This is a genomic window from Stenotrophomonas sp. GL_111 (assembly GCF_057835245.1).
On record NZ_CM174421.1, the window covers coordinates 1,762,836 to 1,788,765 of the forward strand.

28 protein-coding genes and 1 other RNA gene are annotated in these 25,930 nt (G+C 66.2%); 17 read left to right on the forward strand and 12 right to left on the reverse strand.

Features of this window, described 5'->3' with window-relative positions:
- The first annotated feature begins 40 nt into the window (after positions 1-40).
- A complete protein-coding gene (locus tag AC3IPM_RS08165) occupies positions 41-736 on the forward strand; it encodes a YiaD family glycine zipper/OmpA-like lipoprotein (protein ID WP_489303444.1) in 696 nt (231 codons plus the stop codon).
- Positions 737-991: 255 nt separating this feature from the next.
- Here AC3IPM_RS08165 and AC3IPM_RS08170 read toward each other — a convergent pair whose 3' ends face one another.
- Complete coding sequence (locus AC3IPM_RS08170) at positions 992-2,014, reverse strand: LysR family transcriptional regulator (protein ID WP_489303445.1); 1,023 nt, start codon at positions 2,012-2,014, stop codon at positions 992-994.
- Between the two features lie 141 nt (positions 2,015-2,155).
- On the opposite strand from AC3IPM_RS08170, the gene AC3IPM_RS08175 reads away from it, so the two are divergent.
- The 7 genes from AC3IPM_RS08175 to AC3IPM_RS08205 all read left to right on the forward strand — a co-directional run bounded on the left by AC3IPM_RS08175 (position 2,156) and on the right by AC3IPM_RS08205 (position 10,410).
- Positions 2,156-2,383: a hypothetical protein gene (locus AC3IPM_RS08175; RefSeq protein ID WP_489303446.1), complete on the forward strand. Its 228-nt coding sequence runs from the start codon at positions 2,156-2,158 to the stop codon at positions 2,381-2,383.
- Positions 2,380-3,153, forward strand: coding sequence for an SDR family NAD(P)-dependent oxidoreductase (locus AC3IPM_RS08180; protein WP_489303447.1), 774 nt, complete (start codon positions 2,380-2,382; stop codon positions 3,151-3,153). The genes AC3IPM_RS08175 and AC3IPM_RS08180 overlap by 4 nt, the downstream gene beginning before the upstream one ends.
- A gap of 91 nt (positions 3,154-3,244) precedes the next feature.
- Positions 3,245-4,459, forward strand: a complete 1,215-nt coding sequence (locus AC3IPM_RS08185) for an efflux RND transporter periplasmic adaptor subunit (protein ID WP_489303448.1) — start codon at positions 3,245-3,247, stop codon at positions 4,457-4,459.
- Positions 4,460-4,619: 160 nt separating this feature from the next.
- Positions 4,620-7,790 carry an efflux RND transporter permease subunit gene (locus AC3IPM_RS08190; RefSeq protein WP_489303449.1) on the forward strand — a complete coding sequence of 1,057 codons (3,171 nt, stop codon included), beginning with the start codon at positions 4,620-4,622 and terminating at the stop codon, positions 7,788-7,790.
- Positions 7,791-7,815: 25 nt separating this feature from the next.
- Positions 7,816-8,553 (forward strand): SDR family oxidoreductase, encoded by a 738-nt coding sequence (locus AC3IPM_RS08195; RefSeq protein WP_489303450.1) that lies wholly within the window; start codon positions 7,816-7,818, stop codon positions 8,551-8,553.
- Positions 8,547-9,977, forward strand: a complete 1,431-nt coding sequence (locus AC3IPM_RS08200; RefSeq protein ID WP_489303451.1) for an efflux transporter outer membrane subunit — start codon at positions 8,547-8,549, stop codon at positions 9,975-9,977. The genes AC3IPM_RS08195 and AC3IPM_RS08200 overlap by 7 nt, the downstream gene beginning before the upstream one ends.
- A gap of 169 nt (positions 9,978-10,146) precedes the next feature.
- Complete coding sequence (locus tag AC3IPM_RS08205; RefSeq protein ID WP_489303452.1) at positions 10,147-10,410, forward strand: hypothetical protein; 264 nt, start codon at positions 10,147-10,149, stop codon at positions 10,408-10,410.
- Positions 10,411-10,461: 51 nt separating this feature from the next.
- Here the strand turns inward: AC3IPM_RS08205 and AC3IPM_RS08210 are convergent, their stop codons facing one another.
- From AC3IPM_RS08210 to AC3IPM_RS08230, 5 genes are all read right to left on the reverse strand, one after another.
- Positions 10,462-11,346, reverse strand: a complete 885-nt coding sequence (locus AC3IPM_RS08210; protein WP_489303453.1) for an endonuclease/exonuclease/phosphatase family protein — start codon at positions 11,344-11,346, stop codon at positions 10,462-10,464.
- Positions 11,347-11,489: 143 nt separating this feature from the next.
- Positions 11,490-12,158: a hypothetical protein gene (locus AC3IPM_RS08215; protein ID WP_489303454.1), complete on the reverse strand. Its 669-nt coding sequence runs from the start codon at positions 12,156-12,158 to the stop codon at positions 11,490-11,492.
- A gap of 178 nt (positions 12,159-12,336) precedes the next feature.
- Positions 12,337-12,739, reverse strand: a transfer-messenger RNA (tmRNA) gene (ssrA, locus tag AC3IPM_RS08220).
- Between the two features lie 160 nt (positions 12,740-12,899).
- Positions 12,900-13,259, reverse strand: a complete 360-nt coding sequence (locus AC3IPM_RS08225) for a hypothetical protein (protein WP_489303455.1) — start codon at positions 13,257-13,259, stop codon at positions 12,900-12,902.
- A gap of 79 nt (positions 13,260-13,338) precedes the next feature.
- Positions 13,339-14,244, reverse strand: a complete 906-nt coding sequence (locus AC3IPM_RS08230) for a LysR family transcriptional regulator (RefSeq protein ID WP_489303456.1) — start codon at positions 14,242-14,244, stop codon at positions 13,339-13,341.
- A 114-nt stretch (positions 14,245-14,358) separates the two neighbouring features.
- On the opposite strand from AC3IPM_RS08230, the gene AC3IPM_RS08235 reads away from it, so the two are divergent.
- Positions 14,359-15,039, forward strand: coding sequence for an isochorismatase family protein (locus tag AC3IPM_RS08235; protein WP_489303457.1), 681 nt, complete (start codon positions 14,359-14,361; stop codon positions 15,037-15,039).
- On the opposite strand, the gene AC3IPM_RS08240 is transcribed toward AC3IPM_RS08235, so the two are convergent.
- Entirely contained in the window at positions 15,036-15,467 is a 432-nt protein-coding gene (locus AC3IPM_RS08240; RefSeq protein ID WP_489303458.1) for a DUF6691 family protein, read from the reverse strand. The genes AC3IPM_RS08235 and AC3IPM_RS08240 overlap by 4 nt on opposite strands.
- A complete protein-coding gene (locus AC3IPM_RS08245) occupies positions 15,464-15,892 on the reverse strand; it encodes a YeeE/YedE family protein (protein WP_489303459.1) in 429 nt (142 codons plus the stop codon). Before AC3IPM_RS08245 ends, AC3IPM_RS08240 begins: the two co-directional genes overlap by 4 nt.
- 98 nt (positions 15,893-15,990) lie before the next feature.
- On the opposite strand from AC3IPM_RS08245, the gene AC3IPM_RS08250 reads away from it, so the two are divergent.
- A complete protein-coding gene (locus tag AC3IPM_RS08250; protein ID WP_489303460.1) occupies positions 15,991-16,338 on the forward strand; it encodes an ArsR/SmtB family transcription factor in 348 nt (115 codons plus the stop codon).
- A gap of 3 nt (positions 16,339-16,341) precedes the next feature.
- On the opposite strand, the gene AC3IPM_RS08255 is transcribed toward AC3IPM_RS08250, so the two are convergent.
- The gene (locus tag AC3IPM_RS08255; protein ID WP_489303461.1) at positions 16,342-16,767 is read right to left on the reverse strand and encodes a GNAT family N-acetyltransferase; all 426 of its coding nucleotides are present in this window, start codon (positions 16,765-16,767) and stop codon (positions 16,342-16,344) included.
- Complete coding sequence (gene smpB, locus AC3IPM_RS08260) at positions 16,767-17,270, reverse strand: SsrA-binding protein SmpB (RefSeq protein WP_489303462.1); 504 nt, start codon at positions 17,268-17,270, stop codon at positions 16,767-16,769. Before smpB ends, AC3IPM_RS08255 begins: the two co-directional genes overlap by 1 nt.
- Before the next feature lie 60 nt (positions 17,271-17,330).
- On the opposite strand from smpB, the gene AC3IPM_RS08265 reads away from it, so the two are divergent.
- Positions 17,331-17,759 (forward strand): type II toxin-antitoxin system RatA family toxin, encoded by a 429-nt coding sequence (locus AC3IPM_RS08265; RefSeq protein ID WP_489303463.1) that lies wholly within the window; start codon positions 17,331-17,333, stop codon positions 17,757-17,759.
- 3 nt (positions 17,760-17,762) lie between these two features.
- Positions 17,763-18,023 (forward strand): RnfH family protein, encoded by a 261-nt coding sequence (locus AC3IPM_RS08270; protein WP_489303464.1) that lies wholly within the window; start codon positions 17,763-17,765, stop codon positions 18,021-18,023.
- A gap of 16 nt (positions 18,024-18,039) precedes the next feature.
- On the opposite strand, the gene AC3IPM_RS08275 is transcribed toward AC3IPM_RS08270, so the two are convergent.
- Positions 18,040-18,435 carry an outer membrane protein assembly factor BamE gene (locus AC3IPM_RS08275; RefSeq protein WP_489303465.1) on the reverse strand — a complete coding sequence of 132 codons (396 nt, stop codon included), beginning with the start codon at positions 18,433-18,435 and terminating at the stop codon, positions 18,040-18,042.
- 103 nt (positions 18,436-18,538) lie between these two features.
- Here AC3IPM_RS08275 and fur point away from each other — a divergent pair, with 103 nt between their 5' ends.
- Positions 18,539-18,946: a ferric iron uptake transcriptional regulator gene (gene fur / locus AC3IPM_RS08280; protein WP_489303466.1), complete on the forward strand. Its 408-nt coding sequence runs from the start codon at positions 18,539-18,541 to the stop codon at positions 18,944-18,946.
- Positions 18,947-19,072: 126 nt separating this feature from the next.
- Here the strand turns inward: fur and recN are convergent, their stop codons facing one another.
- A complete protein-coding gene (recN, locus tag AC3IPM_RS08285; RefSeq protein ID WP_489303467.1) occupies positions 19,073-20,734 on the reverse strand; it encodes a DNA repair protein RecN in 1,662 nt (553 codons plus the stop codon).
- 111 nt (positions 20,735-20,845) lie between these two features.
- Here recN and hrcA point away from each other — a divergent pair, with 111 nt between their 5' ends.
- The 4 genes from hrcA (at position 20,846) to dnaJ (ending at position 25,852) form a co-directional block, all read left to right on the forward strand.
- A complete protein-coding gene (hrcA, locus tag AC3IPM_RS08290; RefSeq protein ID WP_489303468.1) occupies positions 20,846-21,913 on the forward strand; it encodes a heat-inducible transcriptional repressor HrcA in 1,068 nt (355 codons plus the stop codon).
- Positions 21,914-21,995: 82 nt separating this feature from the next.
- Complete coding sequence (grpE, locus tag AC3IPM_RS08295; RefSeq protein WP_489303469.1) at positions 21,996-22,511, forward strand: nucleotide exchange factor GrpE; 516 nt, start codon at positions 21,996-21,998, stop codon at positions 22,509-22,511.
- 154 nt (positions 22,512-22,665) lie between these two features.
- Entirely contained in the window at positions 22,666-24,594 is a 1,929-nt protein-coding gene (dnaK, locus tag AC3IPM_RS08300) for a molecular chaperone DnaK (protein WP_489303470.1), read from the forward strand.
- A gap of 121 nt (positions 24,595-24,715) precedes the next feature.
- Entirely contained in the window at positions 24,716-25,852 is a 1,137-nt protein-coding gene (gene dnaJ / locus AC3IPM_RS08305; protein WP_489303471.1) for a molecular chaperone DnaJ, read from the forward strand.
- Positions 25,853-25,930: the final 78 nt, after the last annotated feature.

Consider the following 25,930-nt stretch of genomic DNA (forward strand, 5'->3'; position numbering starts at 1 on the left):
CGGCCCGCAAGCCGGCCCACCGGTAACCTTGGAGAACAACATGATCCGTCCCGCAACCCGTAACGTGGCTTTGGCCCTGATGACCGCCGCCGCCCTGTCGGCCTGCGCCACCGGTGGTTCCTATGTGCAGAGCGACCCGTACGGCAATCCCACCGAGCAGCAGAACCGCACCGGCCGCAACGCCCTGATCGGCACCGCCGTCGGCGTCGCCGCCGGCCTGCTCAGCGGCAACAGCGCCACCGAGCGCCGCCAGCACGCCATGATCGGTGCCGGTATCGGCGCACTCAGCGGTGCGGCGATCGGCCAGTACCAGGATCGCCAGGAACGCGCGCTGCGCGAACGTACCGCCAATACCGGTATCGACGTCTCGCGCGATGGCGACAACCTGACCCTGAACCTGCCCGATGGCATCACCTTCGACTTTGGCAAGGCCACGCTGAAGCCGCAGTTCTACGGTTCGCTCAATGGCGTCGCCCAGACCCTTGCCGAGTACAACCAGACCATGATCGAAGTGGTCGGCCACACCGACAGCATCGGCAGCGATGCGGTCAACAACAAGCTCTCCAAGCAGCGTGCCGATTCGGTGGCCGCCTATCTGTCCGCCCAGGGCGTGCAGGGTGCGCGTATCGAAACGATGGGCGCCGGCAAGGCCTATCCGATCGCCGACAACAGCACCGATGCCGGCCGCGCGCAGAACCGCCGCGTTGAAATTCGTGTGATTCCTCTGCGTCAATAACGCATAGCGTTATTGTCGCGCTCAGGCCGCAGGCCGGAGCAGAATGCCGCCCTTGCAGGCGGCATTCTTGTGGGTGCCAGCCGCTGGCTGGCACGCATGGAACATTTCCGAACGTTCGCGCCTTAGTGCCGACCAACGGTCGGCACCCACCGCATCAGGGCGAGCTGCGCCCTCCCAGTGCCGACCAACGGTAGGCACCCACCGCATCAAATCAGCACCCACCGCATCATCCGGCACCCACCGCATCATCCGACCTTACGCGGTCACCTTCTCCAGGATCCGCTTGCCCGTAGCCTGCAGCTCGACCTCCGCTTCAGCTTCCTGGTGCTGCTTGGCGTACTTCGCATTGGGGCACTGCGCCAGCATGTAGTTGGCGTCGAAGTTGAGCTTCTCGACCAGGAAGTCGACGAACGCGCGCACTTTCGGTGAGACCAGTCGGCCCCCGGCGAACACCGCGTTGAAGTCCACTTCCGGGCCGGTCCAGCCGGCCAGTACGCGGCGCACCATGCCCGATTCCACGAAAGGCTTGGCCATCACGTCGCCGGTCAACAACAGGCCTTCGCCGCACACCAGCGCGCCATTCAGTGCGGACGGGTCATTGGCCACCAGCAGCGGATTGACCGGGAAGTCGCGCAGATCGCCGCCGTTCTCGCCCAGCTGCCAGAAGAAGCGGTTGTTGTTGAGGTTGCGCGCCTTGCGCATCGCCAGGATGCGGTGGAACTGCAGTTCATCCGGATGCAGCGGCTCGCCGTAGCGTTCGATGTAGGCCGGGCTGGCAAACACCTGCGTGCGCAGGCTGCCCAGCTTGCGTGCCACCAGATTGGAGTCGGGCAGGGTGCCCACCCGCAGTGCCAGGTCGGCTTCGCCGGCGATCAGGTCGAGCTTCTCGTTGCCCAGGTGCATGTCCAGCTGGATTTCCGGGTACTGGGCATGGAACTGGCCAAGCAGCGGCGCGATCCAGGTGATGCCGATCGAGTAGGGCACGGTGAAACGCAGCCAGCCGCGCGGGCCGGACTGCAGCTGGTTGACCGCACCTTCGGCATCGTCCAGTTCGCGTGCGATGCGCTGGCAGTGCTCGTGGTAGACCGAGCCGGCCTCGGTCAGGCCCAGCCGGCGCGTGGTTCGATGCAGCAGCCGCGCACCCAGGCGCGTCTCCAGTTCCTGCACTTTGCGGCTGACCGTGGTCTTGGGCAGGCCGAGCGCATTGGCTGCGGCGATGAAGCTGCCTTGCTCGACCACTTTGACGAAGATCAGCGTGTCGTTGAGATCGTGTGCCATGACGGAGTCCGAAGTCGGGGAGGGAGAGAGTGCCCGAATGATTGTGCCGGGTACGGGACGATTATTCCCCTTAATCCGGACTAATCAAGTGGGAGTTTGAGGACTAATCTGGCGCCATTCCCGAATTGAAGGACGACAACCATGTGGTTGCGGAACATTCTTGGCCGCGTGCTCAGCGGCCACAAGGCCCCGCTGGAACTGGCGATGACCGTAGAGAAGCGCCTTCCGGCGTTCTCCCACAAGGCTTTTCGTGAGTTCACCCCCCCGGCCAACCTGCAGCGCGGTGGCAGCCTGCGGCTTGGCAGCCGCCCCGGTGACCGACTGGGCCGGATTGGGATTATCCCGGCAACGGGAGTGAAAGTCCCATGAGCGGGACGCTGGCCCCCGAGGTGCTGGTGCTGGGTGGTACCGGCAACGTCGGACAGGGCATCGTCGCGGCACTGCTGGAGGCTGGCAGCCCGGTGTTGGTGGTCGGCCGTGACCCGGCCCGGCTGGCGGCGCTGCGCGAACAGTTTGCCGATGAGCCCGGCCTGGAGACGCTGCTGGGCTCGCTGGGCGATGACGCCTCGGCCCGGACCGTGGCCGAACGCATTCGCGCGCGGCCGCGTGCACTGGCGGCGGTGGTCGATGCGATGGGCGGCCCGTACAACCGTGGGCGGGTGACCGACCGCAGCGGCGATGCGTTGCTGCAGGCGCTGCAGGCCGACGTGCTGCCGCACGTGCATGCCGGCCGCCACCTGTTGCCGCTGCTGCGCGGTGGCGGCCAGCCGCGCCGCTACGTGCTGGTGGGCAGCCCGGCCGGCTTCAAGCCGTGGGCGGGCTACGGTGAGTCGTCCATCACCACCTCGGCCACGCGCATGTACGCGCAGGTGATCCACCAGGAAGCACAGGCGCTGGGCGTGCGCGCGCAGATGCTGGAAGTGTGCAACCCGGTGTGTACGCCGGCCAATGCCGCCAACGCGTGCATCGAGTGGCCGAGCGCGTTGCTGGTCGGGCGTCGCCTGGTATCGCTGCTGGACAACTGCACCGACAACCGCGCCATCGTGCGCTGCGATGCCAGCGATGCCGAACTGCCACGCGGTCTGCTGCACCTGGACCGGCCACCTCCGCTGCCGCGCAACACCGTCGGCGCTGCTTGACCTCTACCAAGGTTGAGGTCGCAAGCTTCGCCACCCACGTTCGGCACTCCCCCCGATTTCGTATTACCACCCCTCCGTATGGATGCATCTCATGACTTCCCCCAACTCCACTCCGCATCGTTTCACCCGACGGCTGGCCATGGCCGGCGTGTCGATTCTTGCTGCTGCCGTGCTGGCCGCCTGCAGCGGTGGCCACGCTGAAGAAGCGGGCATGCCGCCGCCGCCGCAGGTCAGTGCCGCGCCGGTGCTGATCAAGCCGGTCAGCCAGTGGGATGACTTCAGCGGCCGCGTCGAAGCGGTGCAGAGCGTCGAGCTGCGTCCGCGCGTGTCCGGCTACATCGACAAGGTCAACTACGTCGAAGGCGAAGAGGTCAAGAAGGGCGACGTGCTGTTCACCATCGACGCACGCAGCTACCAGGCCGAGTACGACCGCGCCCGCGCCGAACTGGCCCGCGCCCGCACCCAGTCCACGCTGGCGCGCAGCGAGTCCGAGCGCGCCAAGAAGCTGTCCGACCAGCAGGCGATCTCCACCGAAACCTGGGAACAGCGCCGTGCTGCTGCCGACCAGGCCGGGGCGAGCGTGCAGGCCGCGCAGGCCGCGTTGGATGCCGCCGCACTGAACCTGGAGTTCACCAAGGTGCGGGCACCGATCAACGGCCGCGCTGGCCGTGCGATGGTCACCGCCGGCAACCTGGTCACTGCCGGCGACAGCGCCAGCGTGCTGACCACGCTGGTCTCGCTGGACACCGTTTTCGTGTACTTCGATGCCGATGAAGGCACCTTCCTGCGCTACGCCCAGATGGCACGCAAGGGCGAGCGCCCGAGCGAGCGCGACAGCGAGCTGCCGGTCAAGGTCGGCCTGTCCGGCGAAGACGGCTACCCGCACAGCGGCAAGGTCGACTTCCTCGACAACCAGGTCACCCGCAGCACCGGCACCATCCGCGTCCGTGCCCTGCTCGACAACGCCGACCGCACCTTCACCCCGGGCCTGTTCGCACGCGTGCAGCTGCTCGGCAGCGGCCAGTTCCAGGCCATGCTGATCGATGAAAAGGCCGTGCTCACCGACCAGGACCGCAAGTACGTGTACGTGGTCGACAAGGACGGCAAGGCACAGCGTCGCGATATCGCACTGGGCCGTACCGCCGAAGGCCTGCGCATTGTCGAGCAGGGCCTGAAGGCCGGTGATCGGGTGATCATCGACGGCGTCCAGAAGGTCTTCATGCCCGGCATGCCGGTCCAGGCCAAGGTGGTTGCCATGCAGCCTGCTGCGGCGCCGGTTGCCGCGCAGGCCACCGCACTGAATTGAAGGGCAGCCGACTGACCGTCGGCCCTACATAGCAGCCGACTGACAATCGGCTCTACCGTGTCTGCCATCGCCCCGTGCAGGGGAGTCCGCCACCGCTGTCGCACGCGACAGGGGCCGGGATCGTGCACGCCGGCGGTGGTGAAAACCCAGGAATCCACCCATGGACTTTTCCCGTTTCTTCATCGACAGGCCGATTTTCGCGGCGGTGTTGTCGATTGTGATCTTCGCCGCCGGCCTGATCTCCATCCCGATGCTGCCCATCGGCGAGTACCCCGAAGTGGTACCGCCTTCGGTGGTCGTGCGCACCGTGTACCCGGGTGCGAACCCGAAGGTGATCGCCGAAACCGTGGCCACGCCGCTTGAGGAAGCCATCAACGGCGTCGAGGGCATGATGTACCTCAAGTCCGTTGCCGGTTCCGATGGCGTGCTGCAGATGACCATCACCTTCCGCCCGGGCACCGACCCGGACGACGCGGCGGTGAAGGTGCAAAACCGCGTCGCCCAGGCCCAGGCGCGCCTGCCCGAGGACGTGCGCCGGCAAGGCGTGACGACCCAGAAGCAGTCGCCCACCTTCCTGATGGTGGTGCACCTGACCTCGCCGAACGGCAAGTACGACACCCTGTACCTGCGCAACTACGCACGCCTGCACGTCAAGGATGCCCTTGCACGCATCCAGGGCGTGGGTGATGCGCAGATCTTCGGCGGTGGCGACTACGCCATGCGTGCCTGGCTGGATCCGGACAAGGTGGCCGCACGCGGCCTGACCGCCAGCGACGTGGTGCGCGCGATGCGTGAGCAGAACGTGCAGGTCTCGGCCGGCCAGCTCGGCGCCGAGCCGATGCCCAACAGCCAGTTCCTGACCCTGATCAATGCCCAGGGCCGCCTGCGCAGCGAGAAGGAATTCGGCGATATCGTGCTCAAGAGCGGCACCGACGGTGAAGTGGTGCGTCTGTCGGACGTGGCCCGCATCGAGCTGGGTGCCGGCGACTACACCCTGCGCTCGCAGCTGGATGGCAAGAACGCGGTGGGTATCGGTATCTTCCAGGCCCCCGGCGCCAACGCGCTGGAGATCCGCGATGCGGTGATGGGCACCATGGATGAGATGCAGAAGTCGTTCCCGGACGACGTCAAGTACGAAGCCGTGTACGACACCACCATCTTCGTGCGTGATTCGATCAAGGCCGTGGTCACCACCCTGCTCGAAGCGATCGCGCTGGTGGTGCTGGTGGTGATCCTGTTCCTGCAGACCTGGCGCGCCTCGATCATTCCGTTGATCGCGGTGCCGGTGTCGATCGTGGGTACGTTCGCGGCGCTGTACGTGCTGGGCTTCTCGATCAACACGCTGAGCCTGTTCGGGCTGGTGCTGGCGATCGGCATCGTGGTCGATGACGCGATCGTGGTGGTGGAAAACGTCGAGCGCAACATCGAAGAGGGTCTCACCCCCTTGGCCGCGGCCCATCAGGCCATGCGCGAAGTGTCCGGTCCCATCATCGCCATCGCGTTGGTGCTGTGTGCGGTATTCGTGCCGATGGCCTTCCTGTCCGGCGTCACCGGCCAGTTCTACAAGCAGTTCGCCGTCACCATCGCCATCTCCACGGTGATCTCGGCGATCAACTCGCTGACCCTGTCGCCGGCCCTGGCCGCGCGCCTGCTCAAGCCGCATGGTGCACCGAAGGATGGCCCGAGCCGTCTGATCGATCGCTTGTTCGGCTGGGTGTTCCGTCCGTTCAACCGCTTCTTCAAGTCCAGCTCGGAGAAGTACGAGCGCGGCGTGTCCAAGATCCTCGGCCGTCGCGGTGCGGTGTTCGTGGTGTACGCGGTGCTGCTGGTGGGTACCGGCTTCATCTTCAAGATCGTGCCGCCCGGCTTCATCCCGACCCAGGACAAGCTGTACCTGATCGCCGGTGTGAAGTTGCCGGAAGGTTCTTCGATCGCGCGTACCGATGAAATGCTGCGCAAGGTCGCCAAGATCGCCCAGGAAACCGATGGTGTGGCCCACACCATTTCGTTCCCGGGTCTGAATGCCCTGCAGTTCACCAACACGCCCAATACCGGTGTTGCGTTCATTCCGCTCAAGCCGTTCAACGAGCGTCATGGCCGCACGGCGGCGCAGATCAACGCCGAGATCAACCAGAAGATCGCCGGGCTGCAGGAGGGCTTCGCCTTCGCGATGATGCCGCCGCCGATCCTCGGGTTGGGTAACGGCAACGGCTACCAGATGTTCATCGAAGACCGCGGCAACCTGGGCTACGGTGCGCTGCAGAATGCCGTGCAGGCGATGCAGGGCGCGGTAGCGCAGACCCCGGGCATGGCGTTCCCGATCACCAGCTACCAGGCCAACGTGCCGCAGCTGGATGCCGAAGTGGACCGGGTCAAGGCCAAGGCGCAGGGCGTGCAGTTGACCGAGTTGTTCGACACCCTGCAGACCTACCTGGGTTCGGCCTACGTCAACGACTTCAACCAGTTTGGTCGTACCTGGCAGGTGATCGCCCAGGCCGACGGCCAGTTCCGTGACAGCGTGGAGGACATCGGCAAGCTGCGCACCCGCAACGACCGTGGCGAGATGGTGCCGATCGGTTCGATGGTCACCGTCAAGCAGACCTTCGGCCCGGACCCGGTGCTGCGCTTCAATGGCTACCCGGCCGCTGACCTGGCCGGTGAAGCCGACCCGCGGATGCTGTCCTCGGCCGAGGCGATGAGCAAGTTGACCGAGATCGCCGGCAAGGTATTGCCGGTCGGCATGACCACCGAGTGGACCGACCTGAGCTACCAGCAGGCCACCCAGGGCAAAGCCGCCTTCATCGTGTTCCCGGTGGCCATCCTGCTCGCGTTCCTGGTGCTGGCCGCGCTGTATGAAAGCTGGTCGCTGCCGCTGGCCGTGATCCTGATCGTGCCGATGACGCTGCTGTCCGCGCTGTTCGGTGTGTGGATGACCGGCGGTGACAACAACGTGTTCGTGCAGGTCGGCCTGGTGGTGCTGATGGGCCTGGCGTGCAAGAACGCGATCCTGATCGTCGAATTTGCCCGGGAGCTGGAAATGGGCGGCAAGGGCATCGTGGAAGCCGCACTGGAAGCCTGCCGCCTGCGTCTGCGTCCGATCGTGATGACCTCCATCGCCTTCATCGCCGGCACCATCCCGCTGGTGCTCTCGCATGGCGCCGGTGCGGAAGTGCGCTCGGTGACGGGCATCACCGTGTTCGCCGGCATGCTGGGCGTGACCTTGTTCGGCCTGTTCCTGACCCCGGTGTTCTACGTGGCGCTGCGCAAGTTCGTCAGCCGCAATGGCGGCGGACAGCTGGTCACCCACGGCGAACCCACCATCCATCATTGATGCATCACCCCACAAGGATTCCCTGATGAACACTGCAACCCTCAAGATCGCCCTGGTCACCGGTGCCACCCGCGGTATCGGCCTGGAGACGGTGCGTCAGCTGGCCCAGGCCGGCGTGCACACGCTGCTGGCCGGCCGCAAGCGCGACGTCGCCGTCGCCGAGGCACTCAAGCTGCAGGCCGAAGGCCTGCCGGTGGAGGCGATCCAGCTCGACGTCGGTGATGCTGCCAGCATCGCCGACGCGGTGAAGACCATCGAAGAACGCCATGGTCGACTGGACATCCTGGTCAACAACGCCGGCATCCTGCTCGACGACATCAAGATCGCGCCCTCCGCGCAGAGCCTGGAGACCTGGCGCAACACCTTCGACACCAACGTGTTCGCGGTGGTTGCGGTCACCCAGGCGTTCCTGCCGCTGATCAAGGCCTCCCCGGCCGGGCGCATCGTCAACGTGTCCAGCATCCTGGGCTCGTTGACCCTGCACAGCCAGCCGGGCTCGCCGATCTACGGCTTCGCGGTACCGGCCTACAACGCCTCCAAGAGCGCGGTGAATGCCTGGACCGTGCAGCTGGCCTATGAGCTGCGCGAGGGCACCACCAAGGTCAACACCGTGCATCCGGGCTACGTAAAGACCGACATGAATGGTGGCGAAGGCGAGATCGAAATCAGCGAAGGCGCACGTTCCAGCGTCGGCATGGCGCTGATCGATGCCGATGGCCCCAACGGCAGCTTCACCTACCTGGGCGAGGTGCTGCCATGGTGATCCGCCTGTTGACCGCAGCCGTGACCAGCGCGCTGCTGGCTGGCTGCGTCAGCGTCGGCCCCAACTACAAGGCGCCACCGGCCACGCCGGTGAGCCTGCAGGGCGCCGCCGCGCCGGTGTTCACTACCAGCTCGCCGGTGGCCAGCTGGTGGGCCCAGTTCGACGACCCGGTGCTGGAACAGCTGGTACACGATGCACTGGGTACCAACCTGGACCTGCGCATTGCGATGTCGCGCGTGCGGGAGGCCCGGGCGGTGTTCGTCGAACAGCGCCTGGACCAGCTGCCGCACGTCACCAGCGGTGGCAGCTATGACCGCCGCAAGCAGCCCGATGCAACGGTGGGCGGCGATCGGGTATTCAGCGAGACCTACCAGCTCGGCTTCGATGCCGGCTGGGAGCTGGATCTGTTCGGGCGCCAGCGCCGTGCCGCCGAAGCGGCGCGTGCGGACCTGGGGGCCGAGCAGGACAACCTCGCCGATGCCCAGGTCACCGTGGCGGCCGAAGTGGCACGCAACTACTTCGAGCTGCGTGGTACCCAGAAGCGCATCGATGTGGCCAAGCGCACGCTGATCAATCTGCGCGACACCCAGAAGCTGACCGAGACCCGTTGGGAACTCGGTGCCGGCAGCGAACTGGACGTGCAGAGCAGCCGCGCACGGCTGAAGGCGATCGAGGCCGACATCCCGCTGCTGGAAGTGGCCGAAGTGCAGTCGCGGCATCGCCTGGCGGTGTTGCTGGGGCAGCGCCCCGATGCGCTGGATGCGTTGCTGCAGCCGCGTGAAGTGGCGGCCTACGCCAAGGCGCTGCCGCTCGGTGACACCACCGACCTGCTGCGCCAGCGTGCCGACGTGCGCAGTGCCGAACGTCGACTCGCTGCGGCCACCGCTCGGGTAGGCGTGGCCACGGCCGACCTGTTCCCGCGGATCAGCCTGAGTGGCTTCGTCGGCTTCCTGTCCGGCGATGCCAGCGGATTGGTCAACGGCAACAACAAGGCCTGGTCGGTGACGCCGTCGATCAGCTGGGCCGCGTTCGACTTCGGTACCGTCAAGGCGCGTCTACGTGCCAGCAAAGCCCAGGCCGACGGTGCCGCCGCCGAGTACGAGAAGGCGGTGCTGCTGGCGCTGGAGGACACCGAGAACGCGTTGACCCGCTACGCCAAGCAACAGGCGCGGCTGGCCATCGTCGCCGAACAGGCGCAGGCCGCACGGCGTGCCGAACAGCTGGCGCAGATCCGCTACCGCGAGGGCTCGGAGGACTTCCTCACCCTGCTCGATGCACAGCGGACCCAGCTGGCCGCCGACGATGCGCTGGCGGCTGCCGAGTCCACGGTGAATGTCAGCGTGGTCGGTGTGTACAAGGCGCTGGGCGGGTGGGGCCAGCAGCAGGATGCGACACCGCCGGCGGTGGCCAGCACCCTGCGATGAAGGATAGCGGGAGGACGTAGTGACGTCCTCCCGCTTGCATGCTGGCGGGCGGGTGTCAGGTTTCCCCGCAATGGCGTTTCAGCCAATCGCCCATTGACGGCTTTGCCACTGCAACCGCGTGCACGCCGGGTGCTACAAAACACCCCTTCTTTTTCAGGGGACCTGTGTGATGCAACACGACAGGCCGCGGCCACGCCCGCAGATGCACGAAACCCTGCCGGCTGCATCGGCACTTTCACCGTGGGTCATCGCATTGCTGGTAGTAGCGGCATTGATGGTCGCATTGGGCTTTTCCCGTCTACCCGGCAATCAACTGGCGATCGGCGTGGTCGCGATGGGCGTGTTTCTGGCCATTGCCGCCCGCATCTGCCAGGCGCGCGACCAGCACCTGGCGGTGTGCCGGCTGCTGGAGGCCCGGCATGAACCACGCTAGCGCGGCGCGGATGACCCGGGCCAGTTGCCTGCGGCATGGCCCGGGCATGGATCACTTCTGTCGCGGTGCTGCTGCGGCGTTGCCAGCGGCGAACTGCAGGTCCACCTGCACCGGATAGTGGTCCGAGGGCAGCACGCCACCGGGCCTGTCATCCAATGTGCTGAAACGCTGCACCTTGAAGCCGCGCACCAGGATCCAGTCCAGCTCCACGGTCGGCTTGCCGGTGAAATCATGGAAGGTCAGGCGCGGCCCATCGACCTTGCCGGCAACCCTACGCGCATCGGTCAATGCAGCGGTGAACGCCTGATAGGTGCTGCTGCCGGGCTCGGCATTGAAATCCCCGGTCACCACCACTGGAATATCCTTGGGGAGCGTGGCGAGCCGTGCGGCAATCAGCTTCGCACCCAGCACGCGGCGCGGTTCGTCTTCGTCGCGGTAGGGCAGGTGGGTGTTGAGCAGGTAGAAGCGCTGGCCGTCAGCCTGACGCTTGAACAATGCCCAGGTCACCATGCGCGGCATCAGGTTGCCCCAGGTAATGCTGCCGACCACATCGGGGGTATCGGAGAGCCAGAAATTGCCCGATTCCACCACGGTCAGCTGCGCGCTGTCGTAGAACACGCCCATGTGCTCATCGGCGTTGCCACCGCGGCGCCCTTCGCCAAACCATTGGTAGCCCGGCAGGTGTTCGACCAGATACTCGGCCTGCTTCTGCACCAGCTCCTGGGTGCCGAACACCGCCGGGTGCTGCTCATGCAGCAGCGCGATCATCGCCTCGCGACGATCCTCCCAGCGCCGCCCCGGCTCGGTATCCACCGGCGTACGCACATTGAACGACATCACCCGTAGCGGGGCAGGGCCCTGCGCCAACGCAGCACCCACCGGCAGCGCCAACAGGACCAGCGCCCACAGGGCCGGACGACGAAAACGAGACAGCATGGGAATCCCTCCATTCCACCAAGATGGCTGGGCTCCAGCGTCGCATGGATCCAATCGAAAGGGATGTGCAGCAACGGGTGATATGAGCGGAAACCCAACGCGTGGTGGGGCAGGGATATCGGCATCTGGCGAGCACCCGATATTCAACCCGACAGCAGGATCGAGCCGATCAACACATTGATCCCGATACCCAGCACCAGCACCCACAGCATCGAGGCGAACGCGTTGCGCCATGAACAGCCCAGCCCGGCCCGCAGCCACCGCATCTGCGCGTTGGCATACCAAAGGCAGGCCAGCGTCACGCCGACCGCACCGATGATCGTGGAGGGCTGGCCGGGCAGGGTGATCAGCAGTGTTCCGGCCGAAAAGACCAGCGCGAACGGTGCCGTCAGATAACACTGGGTATAGAACGGATGCCGCAGCGACTCGCGGGTCATGGCGCTGCGCTTGCGTCGCAGCAGGTGCACCGTGGCCACCAGTGGCCATACCGCAAAGCCGATCGAGCGATACAGCAGCAGCGTTTCCTGGTTGCCGAACACCGTGCGCGAAATGTCACTGGTGCCCACATAAACCTGGTGGGTGAGGTACTCCATGCCGTGCGCCACCAGCACCGCCAGCATCAGGAACATCGGCGGGCTGATCGCATCGTCGAAGCGATGTTCGGCGTCCTGTTTCAGCTCGGCATCGACGTAGCCGGCCATCCGCTGCGGGTGCACGATGACCCGGTACAGCGTGCGCGGAAAGAACAGGAACCAGGTGCAGAGTTCGTAGAGAAACTCTTCCAGCGATCGCAGTAGTTTGAGGAAATCCATGACCACCTCGTGCGCAGAGGGCCAAGGTGGGGCCCGGCCATGCGGTGAGCATCGCGTAGCAGGGCGCGCGCGTATAGAGGGGCGGTGGGTGTCTGTATTTTCAACAGGCAATAAAAAAGCCGGAAGTCCTGTCACCAGGAACTTCCGGCTTCTTTCCGGCCCCGTGGGGCCGGTTGTATGGTGGAGGTGGGCGGAATTGAACCGCCGTCCGAAGGCACTCCATCCCCGGTACTACATGCTTAGCTCACCGTTGAATCTCATCCTGTGGCAGCACGGTGTGCAAAGCGCACCCCAGGACCAGCCTGCTTTAGTTAAGTCGTGACTGACAGGCAGCCATCACAACCGGTTCCGTGATAATGACCCTACATCTACGAGCACGGGCACAAGTAGGTTCGGGGGTTCGCCTTAGGCGGCTGTAGAACTAAACGCTAAAGCTGTTTTTAGGCAGCGATTGCGAAGTCGTTCGAACCGTAGTTGTCGTCGTTGGCAACTAAAAGTTTGCTGCTGGATTAACGAGGAAAGCTGCCCCCTCGGCATGCACCAAGTAACTTCACAACCCCCGTCGAAACCAATGCACCCCCGGTTTCTTCAAGTTCTGTAAGGTAAAAACCTACCTGACATCGCGAATCCTACGCCAATCCGCGTGAACAGTCATCTTTCGGGCCGGGCTTCGCGCAACGGCCCGGCCGTCCATTCAGGTTTCCCTGCACGGCGAACGTCCGTTGCTGCGCCCGCGCAGAATCAGCGCTTGCCTTCCTGCTGGCGGCGGCTGTCGGCCTGGTGACGGGCCTTCTGCTTGCGCAGGTGGTTCTGCTCGTTGCGCTGGGTGATGGCCTGCTTGCGCACTTCCGGGGCGACCTGGGCCATCAATGCTTCGGCGCGGGCGATCAACCGGCGGTGCTCCAGGCTCTCAAAGGTCTGGTTTTCCGTGGCGTCGCGCCTGGCATTGCGCAGCAGGTAGGTCAGCACCTTGGTCAGAGCGGCCGGGTCCATGGCGCGGGTCAGTTCGGCGAAAATCGACTCATAGGCGCCGATATCTGCCTTAAGTTCGTCGATCGATGCCGCTACGGGCGCGGTTTCCTGAGTGATTTCCTGGGTCATGCGCCGTTCCTGCCTGTGTAATGAGCGGGGATTCTGACAGGTGTCGGCGGGCTGCGGGACATTACGGCCGCGGCCCGGCTCAATCTTCCTGCAGCTGCTCGAAGCGCAGGGCCAGGTAGTCGATCAGCGTGCGCACGGCCGGTAGCAGCCCGCGCCGCGACGGAAACACCGCATGCACGATGCCGTGCTGCGGCTCCCAGTCGGGCAGCACCCGCACCAGCCGGCCGTCGGCCAGTTCATCGCAGACCATCATGGTCGGCAGCATCAGCACACCCACCCCGGCCACCGCGGCAGCACGCAGGGCGATCATGTCGTCGCTGACCAGGCGTGGCACGTGGTTGAGCTGGGCCACGGTGCCGTCCGCCGCGGTCAGCCGCCAGCTGTGCAGCTGTTGGGGGGCGCTGAGATCGACGCTGGGAAAGCGCGCCAGGTCGGCCGGCACGGCAGGGGCGGGCTGGTGGGCGAACAGGAGCGGGCTTGCGGCGATGCACCAGCGCCGGGTGGCCAATGTGCGCACGACCAGGTCGCTGTCTTCCAGCGGCGGTGGGCGCACCCGGATAGCGATGTCCAGGCCTTCGCCGATCACGTCCACGCGGCGGTTGGTGGCCTCCAGCTGCAGCGATACCTTGGGGTGCTCGGCGAGGAAGTCGGCCAGCATCACCCCCATCCGCGCGTGCAGGATGGCCACAGGGACCGCGATGCGAACGGTGCCGCGCGGTTCGGCCCGCGACAGCGCGATGGCCTCTTCGGCGGCCTCGGCCTCCACCAGCATGGCCTTGCAGTGGGCGTAGTAGTCCTGGCCGACCTCGGTCACCGAGAAGCGTCGGGTCGAGCGTTGGATCAGGCGCACGCCGAGGCGTTCTTCGAGCAGGGCGATGCGCCGGCTGAGCTTGGACTTGGGCATGCCCAGGGCGCGCCCGGCCGGGGCGAAACCGCCGTGGTCCACCACGTGGACGTAGTAGGAAAGGTCGTTGAGGTCGATCATCGCCCGGCCGCCATCGTTCGTCAGGTGGGACGGTGAGGATAAATCCTGCGGTCTACCGGGTCCATCGTCTCGCCGATACCGTGGATTCCTCACCCACCAGACAGGAGTTCCCTCATGAGCACACCCGCCAATTTCAATGGCAGCGCCCCGGTCATCGACCCGGCCAATGCCGCCATGTTGCTGATCGATCATCAAAGCGGTCTGTTCCAGACCGTGAAGGACATGCCGATGCCCACGCTGCGCGCCCACGCCGGGGCGCTGGCGAAGATGGCCAGCCTGACCGGGATGCCGGTGATCACCACCGCGTCGGTACCGCAGGGGCCGAACGGCCCGCTGATTCCGGACATCCGCGCCAACGCGCCGCACGCGCAGTACGTCGCCCGCCGTGGCGAAATCAACGCCTGGGACAACCCGGAGTTCGTTGCCGCAGTAAAGGCCACCGGCCGTCGCCAGCTGATCATCGCCGGCACCATCACCAGCGTGTGCATGGCGTTCCCGTCGATCGCCGCGGTGGCCGAGGGCTACCAGGTCTTCGCTGTCATCGATGCCTCGGGCACGTATTCGAAGATGGCCGAGGAAATCACCCTGGCCCGGGTAGTGCAGGCGGGCGTGGTGCCGATGGATACCGCGGCGGTGGCCTCGGAGCTGCAGAAGACCTGGCACCGCGAGGACGCCGCGGAGTGGGCGCAGATCTACACGCAGATCTTCCCGGCCTACCAGCTGCTGATTGAAAGCCATGCCAAGGCACAGGACGTTGCGCTGAACCAGGAAGTGCTGGATTCACAGCGCGGCTAAGGCTGTTGGGGTGCCTGTTTGCGGCCCCCACGCTGCAGGGCCATGCCCAACAGCATGGCCGGCACGAACCACAGCGCCTCGGATGAGGCGATGCCCAGCCCGGCCAGTGCCGGGCCCGGGCAGTATCCGGCCAGGCCCCAGCCGATCCCGAACAGGGCGGCGCCGAAGATCAGGCGCCGGTCGATACGGCTGCGGGTGGGCAGCACGAAGTGCTCGGCCAGTTGCGGGCGCGGTTGTCGCAGTACCAGGCGGAACAGCGCGGTGCTGGTCAGCACGGCGCCGCCGAGCACGAACAACAGCCGCGGATCGAACGGTCCGGTGATGTCCAAGAAGCCCTGGATGCGGCGTGGGTCGGTCATGCCCGAGACGGCCAGGCCAAGCCCGAACATCGCGCCGGCGGCCAATGCGGCCAGCAGTTGACGGCTCATGCCACACCGCCGACGTGCCGCACCAGGTAGGTGGTGAGCATGGCAGTTGCCATGAACACTACGACCGCGACCAGCGAGCGCGATGAGAACCGGGCCAGCCCGCAGACACCGTGACCACTGGTACAGCCGCCGCCCAGGCGCGCGCCGAACCCGACCAGCAGGCCGGCGATCACCAGCAGTGGGCGAGGGTAGTCGGTGCGCGGCACCGCCGCGCCCGGTGCCCACGCCAGCCAGGCGCCACCGGCCAGGACCAGGCCGATCAGGAAGGCCCAGCGCCAGGCGCGGTCGCCCCGGGGGGAGGACAGCGTGCCGGCGACGATGCCGCTGATGCCGGCGATACGCCCGTTCCACCAGAGCAGCGCGGTGGTTGCCGCTCCGATCAGGACGCCACCGAGCAGGGCCGAGGGCCAGTCGGGCGGGATCATGCCGGGTGTCCGGCGCGGGGGAGCAGGTGGGGGCGCATGGTCACGACTTTAATTTAGATAAATCTAAATTAGTGCTCTCTGAGATAAAGTGTCAAGCCATGCATTCCCCGTCTTCCGTACATCTTCCCCCGGCGCGCGCCACGGCCATGGCCGAGCAGGCCGACCGTGCCGCCGCGCTGCTGAAGGCGCTGGCGCATCCGGCACGGCTGCGCGTGTTGTGCCGCCTGGTGGAAGGCGAAGCGTCGGTGGGCGAGCTGCAGCCGCTCAGTGGGCTGGGCCTGTCGGCACTGTCGCAGCACCTGGCGGTGTTGCGCGGCATGCAGTTGGTGGTGACCCGGCGCGAGGCGCAGACCATCTTCTATGCGCTGGCCCAGAGCCCGGCGTTGGGTGTGCTGGCCGCGCTGCATGCCGCGTATTGCCCGGCAGATGCCTTGGCGACGGCCTGAGCCTCAGAGCAGCTTGCGCAGGTAGATCCGCTGGTGGCCGGGCGGGAAGTCCTGCAGCCGGCCAAACACCTCATAGCCGTGCTTGAGGTAGAAGCCTTCGGCCTGCCAGTCGAACGTATCGAGCATCACTGCATGGGCGCCCATCGCACGCGCCTGCTGTTCGGCATCGGTGAGCAGGGCGTGGCCCAGGCCACGACCACGCTGGCCTTCATCCACCCACAACGCATGCACCATCAGCCAGCCGCCGTAGACATCGGCGGCCAGGCCGGCACACGGCTGCCCCTGTTCGTCATGGATCACGCGGTTCAACGGCTGGTCGTCCAGCGCATTGCCGCAGGCGGCGCGATTGAATGCGCGCAGCCCGGCATACACCGCCGCCGTGTCGTCGGCACTGGCCGTATCGATACGGGGCGGCGGGGGCGTGGCCATCAGGCGTCGCGGTTGTGCCGGCGCATGGTGCGCGACTTTTCGCGGGCCCAGTCGCGGTCCTTCTCGGCATCGCGCTTGTCGTGGGTCTGCTTGCCCTTGGCCAGCGCGATCTCGAGCTTGATCTTGTTCTTGCTCCAGTACATCGCGGTGGGCACGATCGTGTAGCCATCGCGCTGCACCTTGCCGATCAGCTTGTCGATCTCGTTGCGGTGCAGGAGCAGTTTGCGCATGCGCCGGTCTTCGGCCACCACGTGGCTGGAAGCCTGGATCAACGGGGTGATCTGCGCCCCGATCAGGAAGATCTCGCCGTCACGCACATAGGCGTAGGCATCGATGATGTTGCCGCGCCCGGCACGGATCGACTTGACCTCCCAGCCCTGCAGGGCCAGGCCGGCTTCGAAGCGATCTTCGATGTGGTACTCGTGGCGGGCACGCTTGTTGAGCGCGATGGTTTTGTTGGCCGTCGCGTCCTTTGCTTTATCCTTGCCGCTGTTCTTGCTCATTTCCGTATTGTCTCCGATTCGGGCCATCCCGGTCGATTCATCCGCAAACAGTAGTGCCGTATGCCAACTATCCGCCGTAGTGCCCTGGTCGAACATTCGGCTGCCCGCATGTTCGACCTGGTCAATGATATTGATGCCTATCCGCGCCGGTTCCGCTGGTGCTCGGCGTCGCAGATCCTGGAATCCGGCCCGGACCGGCTGGTGGCGCGGTTGGACCTGGGGTTGGGTTCGTTCTCGACCTGGTTCATGACCGAAAACACCCTGCAACGTCCGCACAGCATCGATATGCAGCTGCGCGATGGGCCGTTCAAGCGCCTGCACGGGCGTTGGGAATTTCACGTGCTGGCCGAGGATGCCTGCAAGGTCAGCCTGACCCTGGAGTTCGAGCCGACCTCACGCCTGCTCGGTCCGGCGCTGGCGCTGGGCTTCCAGGGCCTGGCCGACCGCATGGTCAATGATTTCGTCCGCGTCGCCGATGCGGAGGACTGACCCGTGATCGAGGTCGAGGTGCTGCTGGCCTGGCCGGACCGGGTCCAGTCCTGCCGGCTGCAACTGCCCGAAGGGACCACCGTGGCCGAGGCCATGGCCGCCGCCGCGATCGAGGACGCTGCCGATTGCCCGGCGGTGTCCGTGCACGGCGTATTGGCCCCGCTGGCGCAGGTGCTGCGTGACGGGGACCGGGTGGAACTGCTGCGCCCGCTGGTTGCCGACCCCAAGGACAACCGCCGCCGGCGCGCTCGCGCCGGCAGCTGAACCAGGGGGCCAGGCCTCAGCGGCCGCGCTGCTTCTTCTTGTCCTTGGCCAGGTTGCGGCCGAACTGGCGCACGCTGGTCTTGGCAAGGTCGGCGTCCTGGTTCGGGAAGTACTCGCCATCCCAACGGGTGACCAGGTCGTTCTCGAAGAACACCGTGAAGTTCTTCACTTCGGTATTGCCCAGCCGGTTCACGCGCTGGCTGGCGGTGTAGTCCCAGCGCTGTGCGTGGAACGGGTCCGGGATCGAGGGGGTGCCAAGCAGCGCGTTGACCTGCTGCTTGCTTTGGCCCACCTGCAGCTGACCGACGGCCTGCTCCCGGATCAGGTTGCCCTGATAGATGGGTTGCTTATAGATGATGCCGCAGCCCGTGGTGGACAGGGCAACGGCGGCGACCAGCAGGAGTTTGCGCATCGGGAATGGCGTTTGGGGAAATCCAGTCGATGATACACTCACGACGCGTCGCCGCGACCCAATCCGAGGCAGCTGGCGCTAAATCGCCAATGAACGGAGAACTATGGAAACCCACGACCTGCGCAAAGTCGGCTTGAAGGTGACCCATCCGCGGATGCGGATCCTGGCCCTGCTCGAGCAGCGCACCGCCCAGCACCACATGACCGCCGAAGACATCTACCGCCAGTTGCTGGAGCACGGGGATGAGATCGGCCTGGCCACGGTGTACCGGGTGCTGACCCAGTTCGAGGCCGCCGGCCTGGTGCTGAAGCACAATTTCGAAGGCGGCCAGGCCGTCTACGAGCTCGACCGCGGCGGCCACCACGACCATATGGTCGATGTGGACTCGGGCAAGATCATCGAGTTCGAAAGCCACGAGATCGAGGAGCTGCAGCGCAAGATCGCCACCGATCACGGCTACGAGCTGGAAGAGCACTCGCTGGTGCTCTACGTGCGCAAGAAGCGCCGGTAACGGGCCGCTGGCGGCCCGGATGCGATCAAAAAACCCCGGGCATGCCCGGGGTTTTTGTTTTCAGCGCCAGGCGCCGGTTCCGGCGGGGAGCCGGCCAGCGGCCGGCACTACCCGATCACGGAGGCCTCAGACCTGCAGCAGTTTGCGCGCGGCCGCGCGGGCTTCCTTGCTCACTTCCACGCCGCCCAGCATGCGGGCGAGTTCTTCCTCGCGCGCCTTCAGGTCCAGCTTCTCCACCGCGCTCTGGGTCATGCCATCTACCGGGGCCTTGCTGACCCGGTAGTGCGCGTGGCCCTTGGAGGCGACCTGGGGCAGGTGGGTGACGCACAGCACCTGACGCTTCTCGCCCAGGGCGCGCAGCTTCTGCCCGACGATGTCGGCCACGGCGCCGCCGATGCCCGAATCCACTTCGTCGAAGACCATGGTCGGCACCGCGTCCAGGCCCAGCGCGGCGACTTCGATCGCCAGCGAGATCCGTGACAGCTCACCGCCGGAGGCCACCTTGCGCAGCGCGCGCGGGGGCTGCCCGGCATTGGCGGCGACCAGGAACTCGACCCGCTCGGCGCCGTTCGGGTCGGGCTTGGCCACGGCCTGCGGCTCGATCTCGATCAGGAACTGGCCACCGCCCATGCCCAGCTCGCCGATCAGGGTGGTGGTGGTGTGCGACAGCTCGGCCGCGGCGGTGCGGCGGCTGGCGCTGAGCGTGGCGGCCACGGCCTGCCACTGGCCGGCAGCGCGGTCGATTTCCCCGGCCAGGGCCTGCAGGCGGGTGTCGGCGCCGCGCAGCTGTTCCACTTCGGCTTCCATTGCATCGCGCTGCTCGCCGAGGGCCTCCATCGGGACCCGGTGCTTGCGCGCGAGGTCGTGCAGGCGGCCGAGCCGGCGTTCGATGTCCTCGAACTGCTCCGGGTCGGCATCCAGGTCGTCGTGGACCCGATCCAGCAGCGACAGGGCTTCGTGCAGCTGGATGGCGGCGCTGTCGAGCAGGGCATCGACCTCGCCGAGCCGGCTGTCGTGTTCGGCCACCCGCGACAGCTCGTGGCGGGTCTGCTGCAGCAACTGCAGCACCGAGACGTCGTCATCGCCGTTGAGCCGGCTGGCGGCCACGTCGCAGGCGCTGATCAGCGCGCTGGCATGGGCCTGGCGGCGGTGGCTGCTGCCGAGCTGGGTGATCGAGGCCGGTTCGAGGTCCTCGCGCTGCAGTTCGCCGAGCTGGTGTTCCAGGAAACCGATGCGGTCGCTGACGTCGCCCTGGCGCGACAGCGCCTCGGCTTCGTCCACCAGCGCCTGCCAGCGCGCGGCGGCCTGGCGGACCTGGCCGCGCTCGGTATCGTTGCGCGCGTAGGCGTCCAGCAGCGAAAGCTGCGAGGGCCGCGACAACAGCGCCTGCTGTTCGTGCTGGCCGTGGATCTCCACCAGCATCGCGGCCAGTTCGGTCAGCTGGCCCAGGGTGACCGGGCGGCCGTTGATCCAGGCGCGCGAACCGCCGTCGGCGCGGATCACCCGGCGCAATTGGCACTGGTCGTCGTCGTCGAGTTCGTTCTCGCGCAGCCAGCGCCACGCCGGGGCGTCGCCGACGGGGGCGAACTCGGCCGACAGTTCGGCACGAGCGGCGCCGTGGCGGACCACGCCGCTGTCGGCGCGCAGTCCGGACAGGAAGCCGAGCGCGTCGACCATCAGCGACTTGCCTGCGCCGGTCTCGCCGGAAACCACGGTCATGCCCGCGCCGAATTCCAGTTCGGTAGCGCGGACGACGGCAAAATCCTTGATCGATAGATGTCTGAGCATGTTCTTGGGTTCTCGAGCCGCGCAACGCTAGCATGGGCGAGGGGATGCTCCAATGGCTTGCCATCGGCCCCGACAGCCATTATCTAAGGTGGCGTCTCACAGGCTGATTCCATGCACCCTTCCGCCACCCATCTTGCGCCACGCGCCCGCCACTTGTTGCGGACCCTGATCGCGCGCCACATCCAGGACGGCGAGCCGGTCGGCTCGCAGACCCTGGCGCGGCTGGCTGGGCTGGATGTCAGCCCGGCCACCATCCGCAACATCCTGGGCGACCTGGAAGACCTCGGCCTGCTCAGTTCGCCGCATACCTCGGCCGGGCGGGTACCGACCGCGCATGGCTACCGGGTGTTCGTGGACAGCCTGGTCAAGATGCAGCCGCCGGGGGAGGGTGACCTGAGCCGGCTGCGCAGCGAGCTGGCCACCGGCAGCGGCACCCAGGCCCTGCTGGGCAGCGCCTCGGAGCTGCTCTCGGCGATGAGCCACTTCGTTGGCGTGGTCAGTGCGCCACGTCGGGAGCAGTTCGCGTTCCGCCATATCGATTTCGTGGCCCTGGACGCGCGCCGGGTGTTGGCGATCCTGGTGTTCGCCGACAACGAGGTGCAGAACCGGGTGATCGAGCCGCGCCGCAGCTTCGAGCCGGGCGAGCTGGAACAGGTGGCCAACTACCTCAACGCGAACTGCGCCGGGCGGCCGCTGGCCGAGATCCGCGCGCGGCTGCTGCTGGAGCTGCGCGATGCGCAGTCGGAAATGGAACAGCTGCTGGCTCACAGCATCGAGCTGGCCGAGCAGGCCATGGTGCCGCCGGCCGATGACATGGTGCTGGCCGGGGCGACCCGGTTGATGGGCGTGCAGGACCTGTCCGACCTGGAGCGCCTGCGCGAGCTGTTCGAGGTCTTCGCCAGCAAGCGCGAGATCCTGCAGCTGCTCGAACGCACCATCCAGGCCCCGGGCGTGCGCATCTTCATCGGCGAGGAGACCGGGGTGATGCCGCTGGAGGGCGTATCGCTGGTGACCGCGCCGTACTCGGCCGATGGCCAGGTGCTGGGCGTGCTGGGGGTGATCGGGCCCAAGCGGATGGCCTACGACCGCATGATCCCGCTGGTGGAGGCTACCGCCCAGGTGCTGGGGGCTGCGCTGGGCTCGCCGGGCGGGGCAGGATTGTCCCGCGACAAGGCCTGAATTGTCCCGAAGCTCTTGAAACCGGAGGCCACGCCCATATAGGGGTGGGTGGAGGCGGGGAGTCACCGCCAAGGATCCGGAAATGAACCAAGACCAGTCTGATATCGCATCCCAGCAGCCGGACGCCGCCCAGGCCTCGGCCGATTCCCTGCAGCAGCAGTACGATGCCCTGCATAACGAGCTGGCGCTGCTCAAGGCCGAGTCGCTGCGCGAGCGCGCCGACCTGGACAACCAGCGCAAGCGCGTGGCCCGCGACGTGGAACAGGCGCGCCGCTTCGCCAACGAAAAGCTGCTGGGCGAGCTGCTGCCGGTGTTCGACAGCCTCGACGCCGGCCTGAATGCCGCCGGCAGCGAGCCGAGCCCGCTGCGCGAAGGCCTGGAGCTGACCTACAAGCAGCTGCTCAAGGTCGCCGCCGACAATGGCCTGACCCTGCTCGACCCGACCGGCCAGACCTTCAACCCGGAACACCACCAGGCCATCAGCCAGGTCGACGCGCCCGGCGCGGCGCCCGGCAGCGTGGTCCAGGTGTTCCAGAAGGGCTACCTGCTCAACGACCGCCTGCTGCGCCCGGCGCTGGTCGTCGTCGCCCGCGATTGACCCGGGCGGCCGGGCTGGCGCGACGCTGAACGCGTTGCGCCGCCACCGGACACAGTGTTCGGCGGATGGCTTGAATGTGTTCCCGCCATCCCCCACATCCCATTCATAACCCGGCAGCTGCCGGATGTTCCCCAAATTTTCAGGAGTCTCCCTCATGGGCAAGATCATTGGTATCGACCTCGGCACCACCAACTCGTGTGTGGCGATCATGGACGGCGGCAAGGCCCGCGTCATCGAGAATTCGGAAGGTGACCGCACCACGCCTTCGATCGTCGCCTACACCAAGGACGGCGAAGTGCTGGTGGGCGCCTCGGCCAAGCGCCAGGCCGTCACCAACCCGAAGAACACCTTCTACGCCGTCAAGCGCCTGATCGGCCGCAAGTTCACCGACGCTGAAGTCCAGAAGGACATCGCGCACGTGCCTTACGGCATCCTGGCCCACGACAATGGCGATGCCTGGGTGCAGACCAGCGACGCGAAGAAGATGGCGCCGCAGGAAATCTCCGCCCGCGTGCTGGAGAAGATGAAGAAGACCGCCGAAGCCTTCCTGGGTGAGACCGTCACCGAGGCGGTGATCACCGTGCCGGCCTACTTCAACGACAGCCAGCGCCAGGCGACCAAGGACGCCGGCCGCATCGCCGGCCTGGAAGTCAAGCGCATCATCAACGAGCCGACCGCGGCCGCGCTGGCCTATGGCCTGGACAAGGGCGACAACAAGGATCGCAAGATCGTGGTGTACGACCTGGGCGGCGGCACCTTCGACGTGTCGGTGATCGAGATCGCCAACGTCGACGGTGAGAAGCAGTTCGAAGTGCTGGCCACCAACGGCGACACCTTCCTGGGCGGCGAAGATTTCGACAACCGCGTCATCGAGTACCTCGTCGACGAGTTCAACAAGGACCAGGGCATCGACCTGCGCAAGGATCCGTTGGCCCTGCAGCGCCTGAAGGACGCCGCCGAGCGCGCCAAGATCGAGCTGTCCACCAGCCAGCAGACCGAAGTGAACCTGCCGTACGTCACCGCCGACGCGTCGGGCCCGAAGCACCTGAACATCAAGCTGACCCGCGCCAAGCTGGAAGCGCTGGTGGAAGACCTGATCAAGAAGTCGATCGAGCCGTGCCGCGTCGCGTTGAACGATGCCGGCCTGCGTTCGAGCGACATCAACGAAGTGATCCTGGTCGGTGGTCAGACCCGCATGCCGAAGGTGCAGCAGGCTGTCACCGAGTTCTTCGGCAAGGAACCGCGCAAGGACGTCAACCCGGACGAAGCCGTGGCACTGGGTGCTGCGATCCAGGGCGGCGTGCTGGGCGGCGACGTCAAGGACGTGCTGCTGCTGGACGTGACCCCGCTGTCGCTGGGTATCGAAACCATGGGTGGCGTGTTCACCAAGATCATCGAGAAGAACACCACCATCCCGACCAAGGCCTCGCAGGTGTTCTCCACCGCCGAGGACAACCAGTCGGCCGTGACCGTGCACGTGCTGCAGGGTGAGCGCGAACAGGCCCGCTTCAACAAGTCGCTGGCCAAGTTCGACCTGTCCGGCATCGAGCCGTCGCCGCGCGGCCTGCCGCAGGTGGAAGTGTCCTTCGACATCGACGCCAACGGCATCCTGCACGTGTCGGCCAAGGACAAGAAGACCAACAAGGAACAGAAGGTCGAGATCAAGGCCGGTTCGGGTCTGTCCGAGGACGAGATCGCGCGCATGGTCGCCGACGCCGAAGCCAACCGCGAAGAAGACAAGAAGTTCCATGAGCTGGTCCAGGCCCGCAACCAGGCTGACGCGCTGATCCACGGTACCCGTACCGCGATCAACGAGCACGGCAGCAAGGTCGGTGGCGATGTGATCGGCAAGGTGGAGTCGGCCCTGGCCGACCTGGAAACCGCGATGAAGGGCGACGACAAGGCACAGATCGAAGCCAAGTCGAAGGTACTGGAAGAGGCCGGCCAGGCGCTGTTCGCCGCTTCGGCTGCGGCCGAGCAGGGCGGTGCCGCTCCGGGCCCGGACGCCGGTGCCAACAACGGCGCGCACGACGATGTGGTCGACGCCGAGTTCACCGAAGTCAAGGACGACAAGAAGTCCTGATCCGGACCCGACACGGGACGTTGCACAGGCAACGTCCCGTTGTCGTATCCCCCGTAGATCCTGGCAGCCGTAACACGGTTTGTCGGGGACGCATCCCGACTGCCGGATACCGATTCAAGTTATGAGCAAGCGCGATTATTACGAAGTGCTGGGCGTGTCCCGCACCGCCAACGACGAAGAACTGAAGAAGTCCTATCGCCGTTGCGCGATGAAGTTCCACCCGGACCGCAATCCGGGCGACAACGCGGCCGAAGCCTCCTTCAAGGAGTGCAAGGAAGCGTACGAAACCCTGTCCGACAGCAACAAGCGGCGCATGTACGACGCCCACGGCCATGCTGCGTTCGAGCACGGCATGGGCGGCGGCGGTGGTGGCCCCGGCGGCCCGGACATGAACGATATTTTCGGCGATATCTTCGGCAACATCTTCGGAGGTGGCAGCGGTGGTGGTGGCCAGCGCCAGGCGCGTCGCGGGGCCGATATCGGCTACGTGATGGAGCTGGACCTGGAAGAGGCGGTGATGGGCGTGGAGCGCCGCATCGAGATTCCGACCCTGGCCGAGTGCGACGACTGCAACGGCAGCGGTTCGGAAGACGGCAAGGTCGAGACCTGCACCGTGTGCAAGGGCCATGGCCAGGTGCGCATCCAGCGCGGCATCTTCGCCATGCAGCAGGCCTGCCACAACTGCAACGGCCGCGGCAAAATCGTCCAGAACCCCTGCAAGACGTGCCACGGCAATGGCCGTGTCGAGGAAGACAAGGTGTTGTCGGTGAAGGTGCCTGCGGGCGTCGACAGCGGCGACCGCATCCGCCTGTCCGGTGAGGGCGAGGCGGGTCCGGCCGGTACTCCGGCGGGCGATCTGTATGTGGAAGTGCGGGTGCGCGAGCACGCCATCTTCCAGCGCGACGGCGACGACCTGCACTGCGAAGTGCCGATCCGGATCTCGCAGGCCGCGCTGGGCGACACCGTGCGCGTGGCCACGCTGGGCGGTTATGCGGAAATCCGCATCCCGGCCGAAACCCAGACCGGCAAGCTGTTCCGGATGCGCGGCAAGGGCGTGCGCTCGGTGCGCAGCCGCAGCGAGGGCGATCTGTACTGCCGCGTCGTGGTGGAAACCCCGGTCAACCTGACCCCCGAACAGCGCAAGCTGCTCGAGCAGTTTGAAACCACCTTCACCGGCGACGAAGCGCGCAAGCACTCGCCGAAGTCGGCGACGTTCATCGACGGCGTGAAGGGGTTCTGGGACCGCATGACCTCGTAAGCTGTACGCGATTCAAGCGATGTAACGAAGGCCCTCTGGCGACAGGGGGCCTTTTTTTGGGCTTTCTCCCGTCTGCGC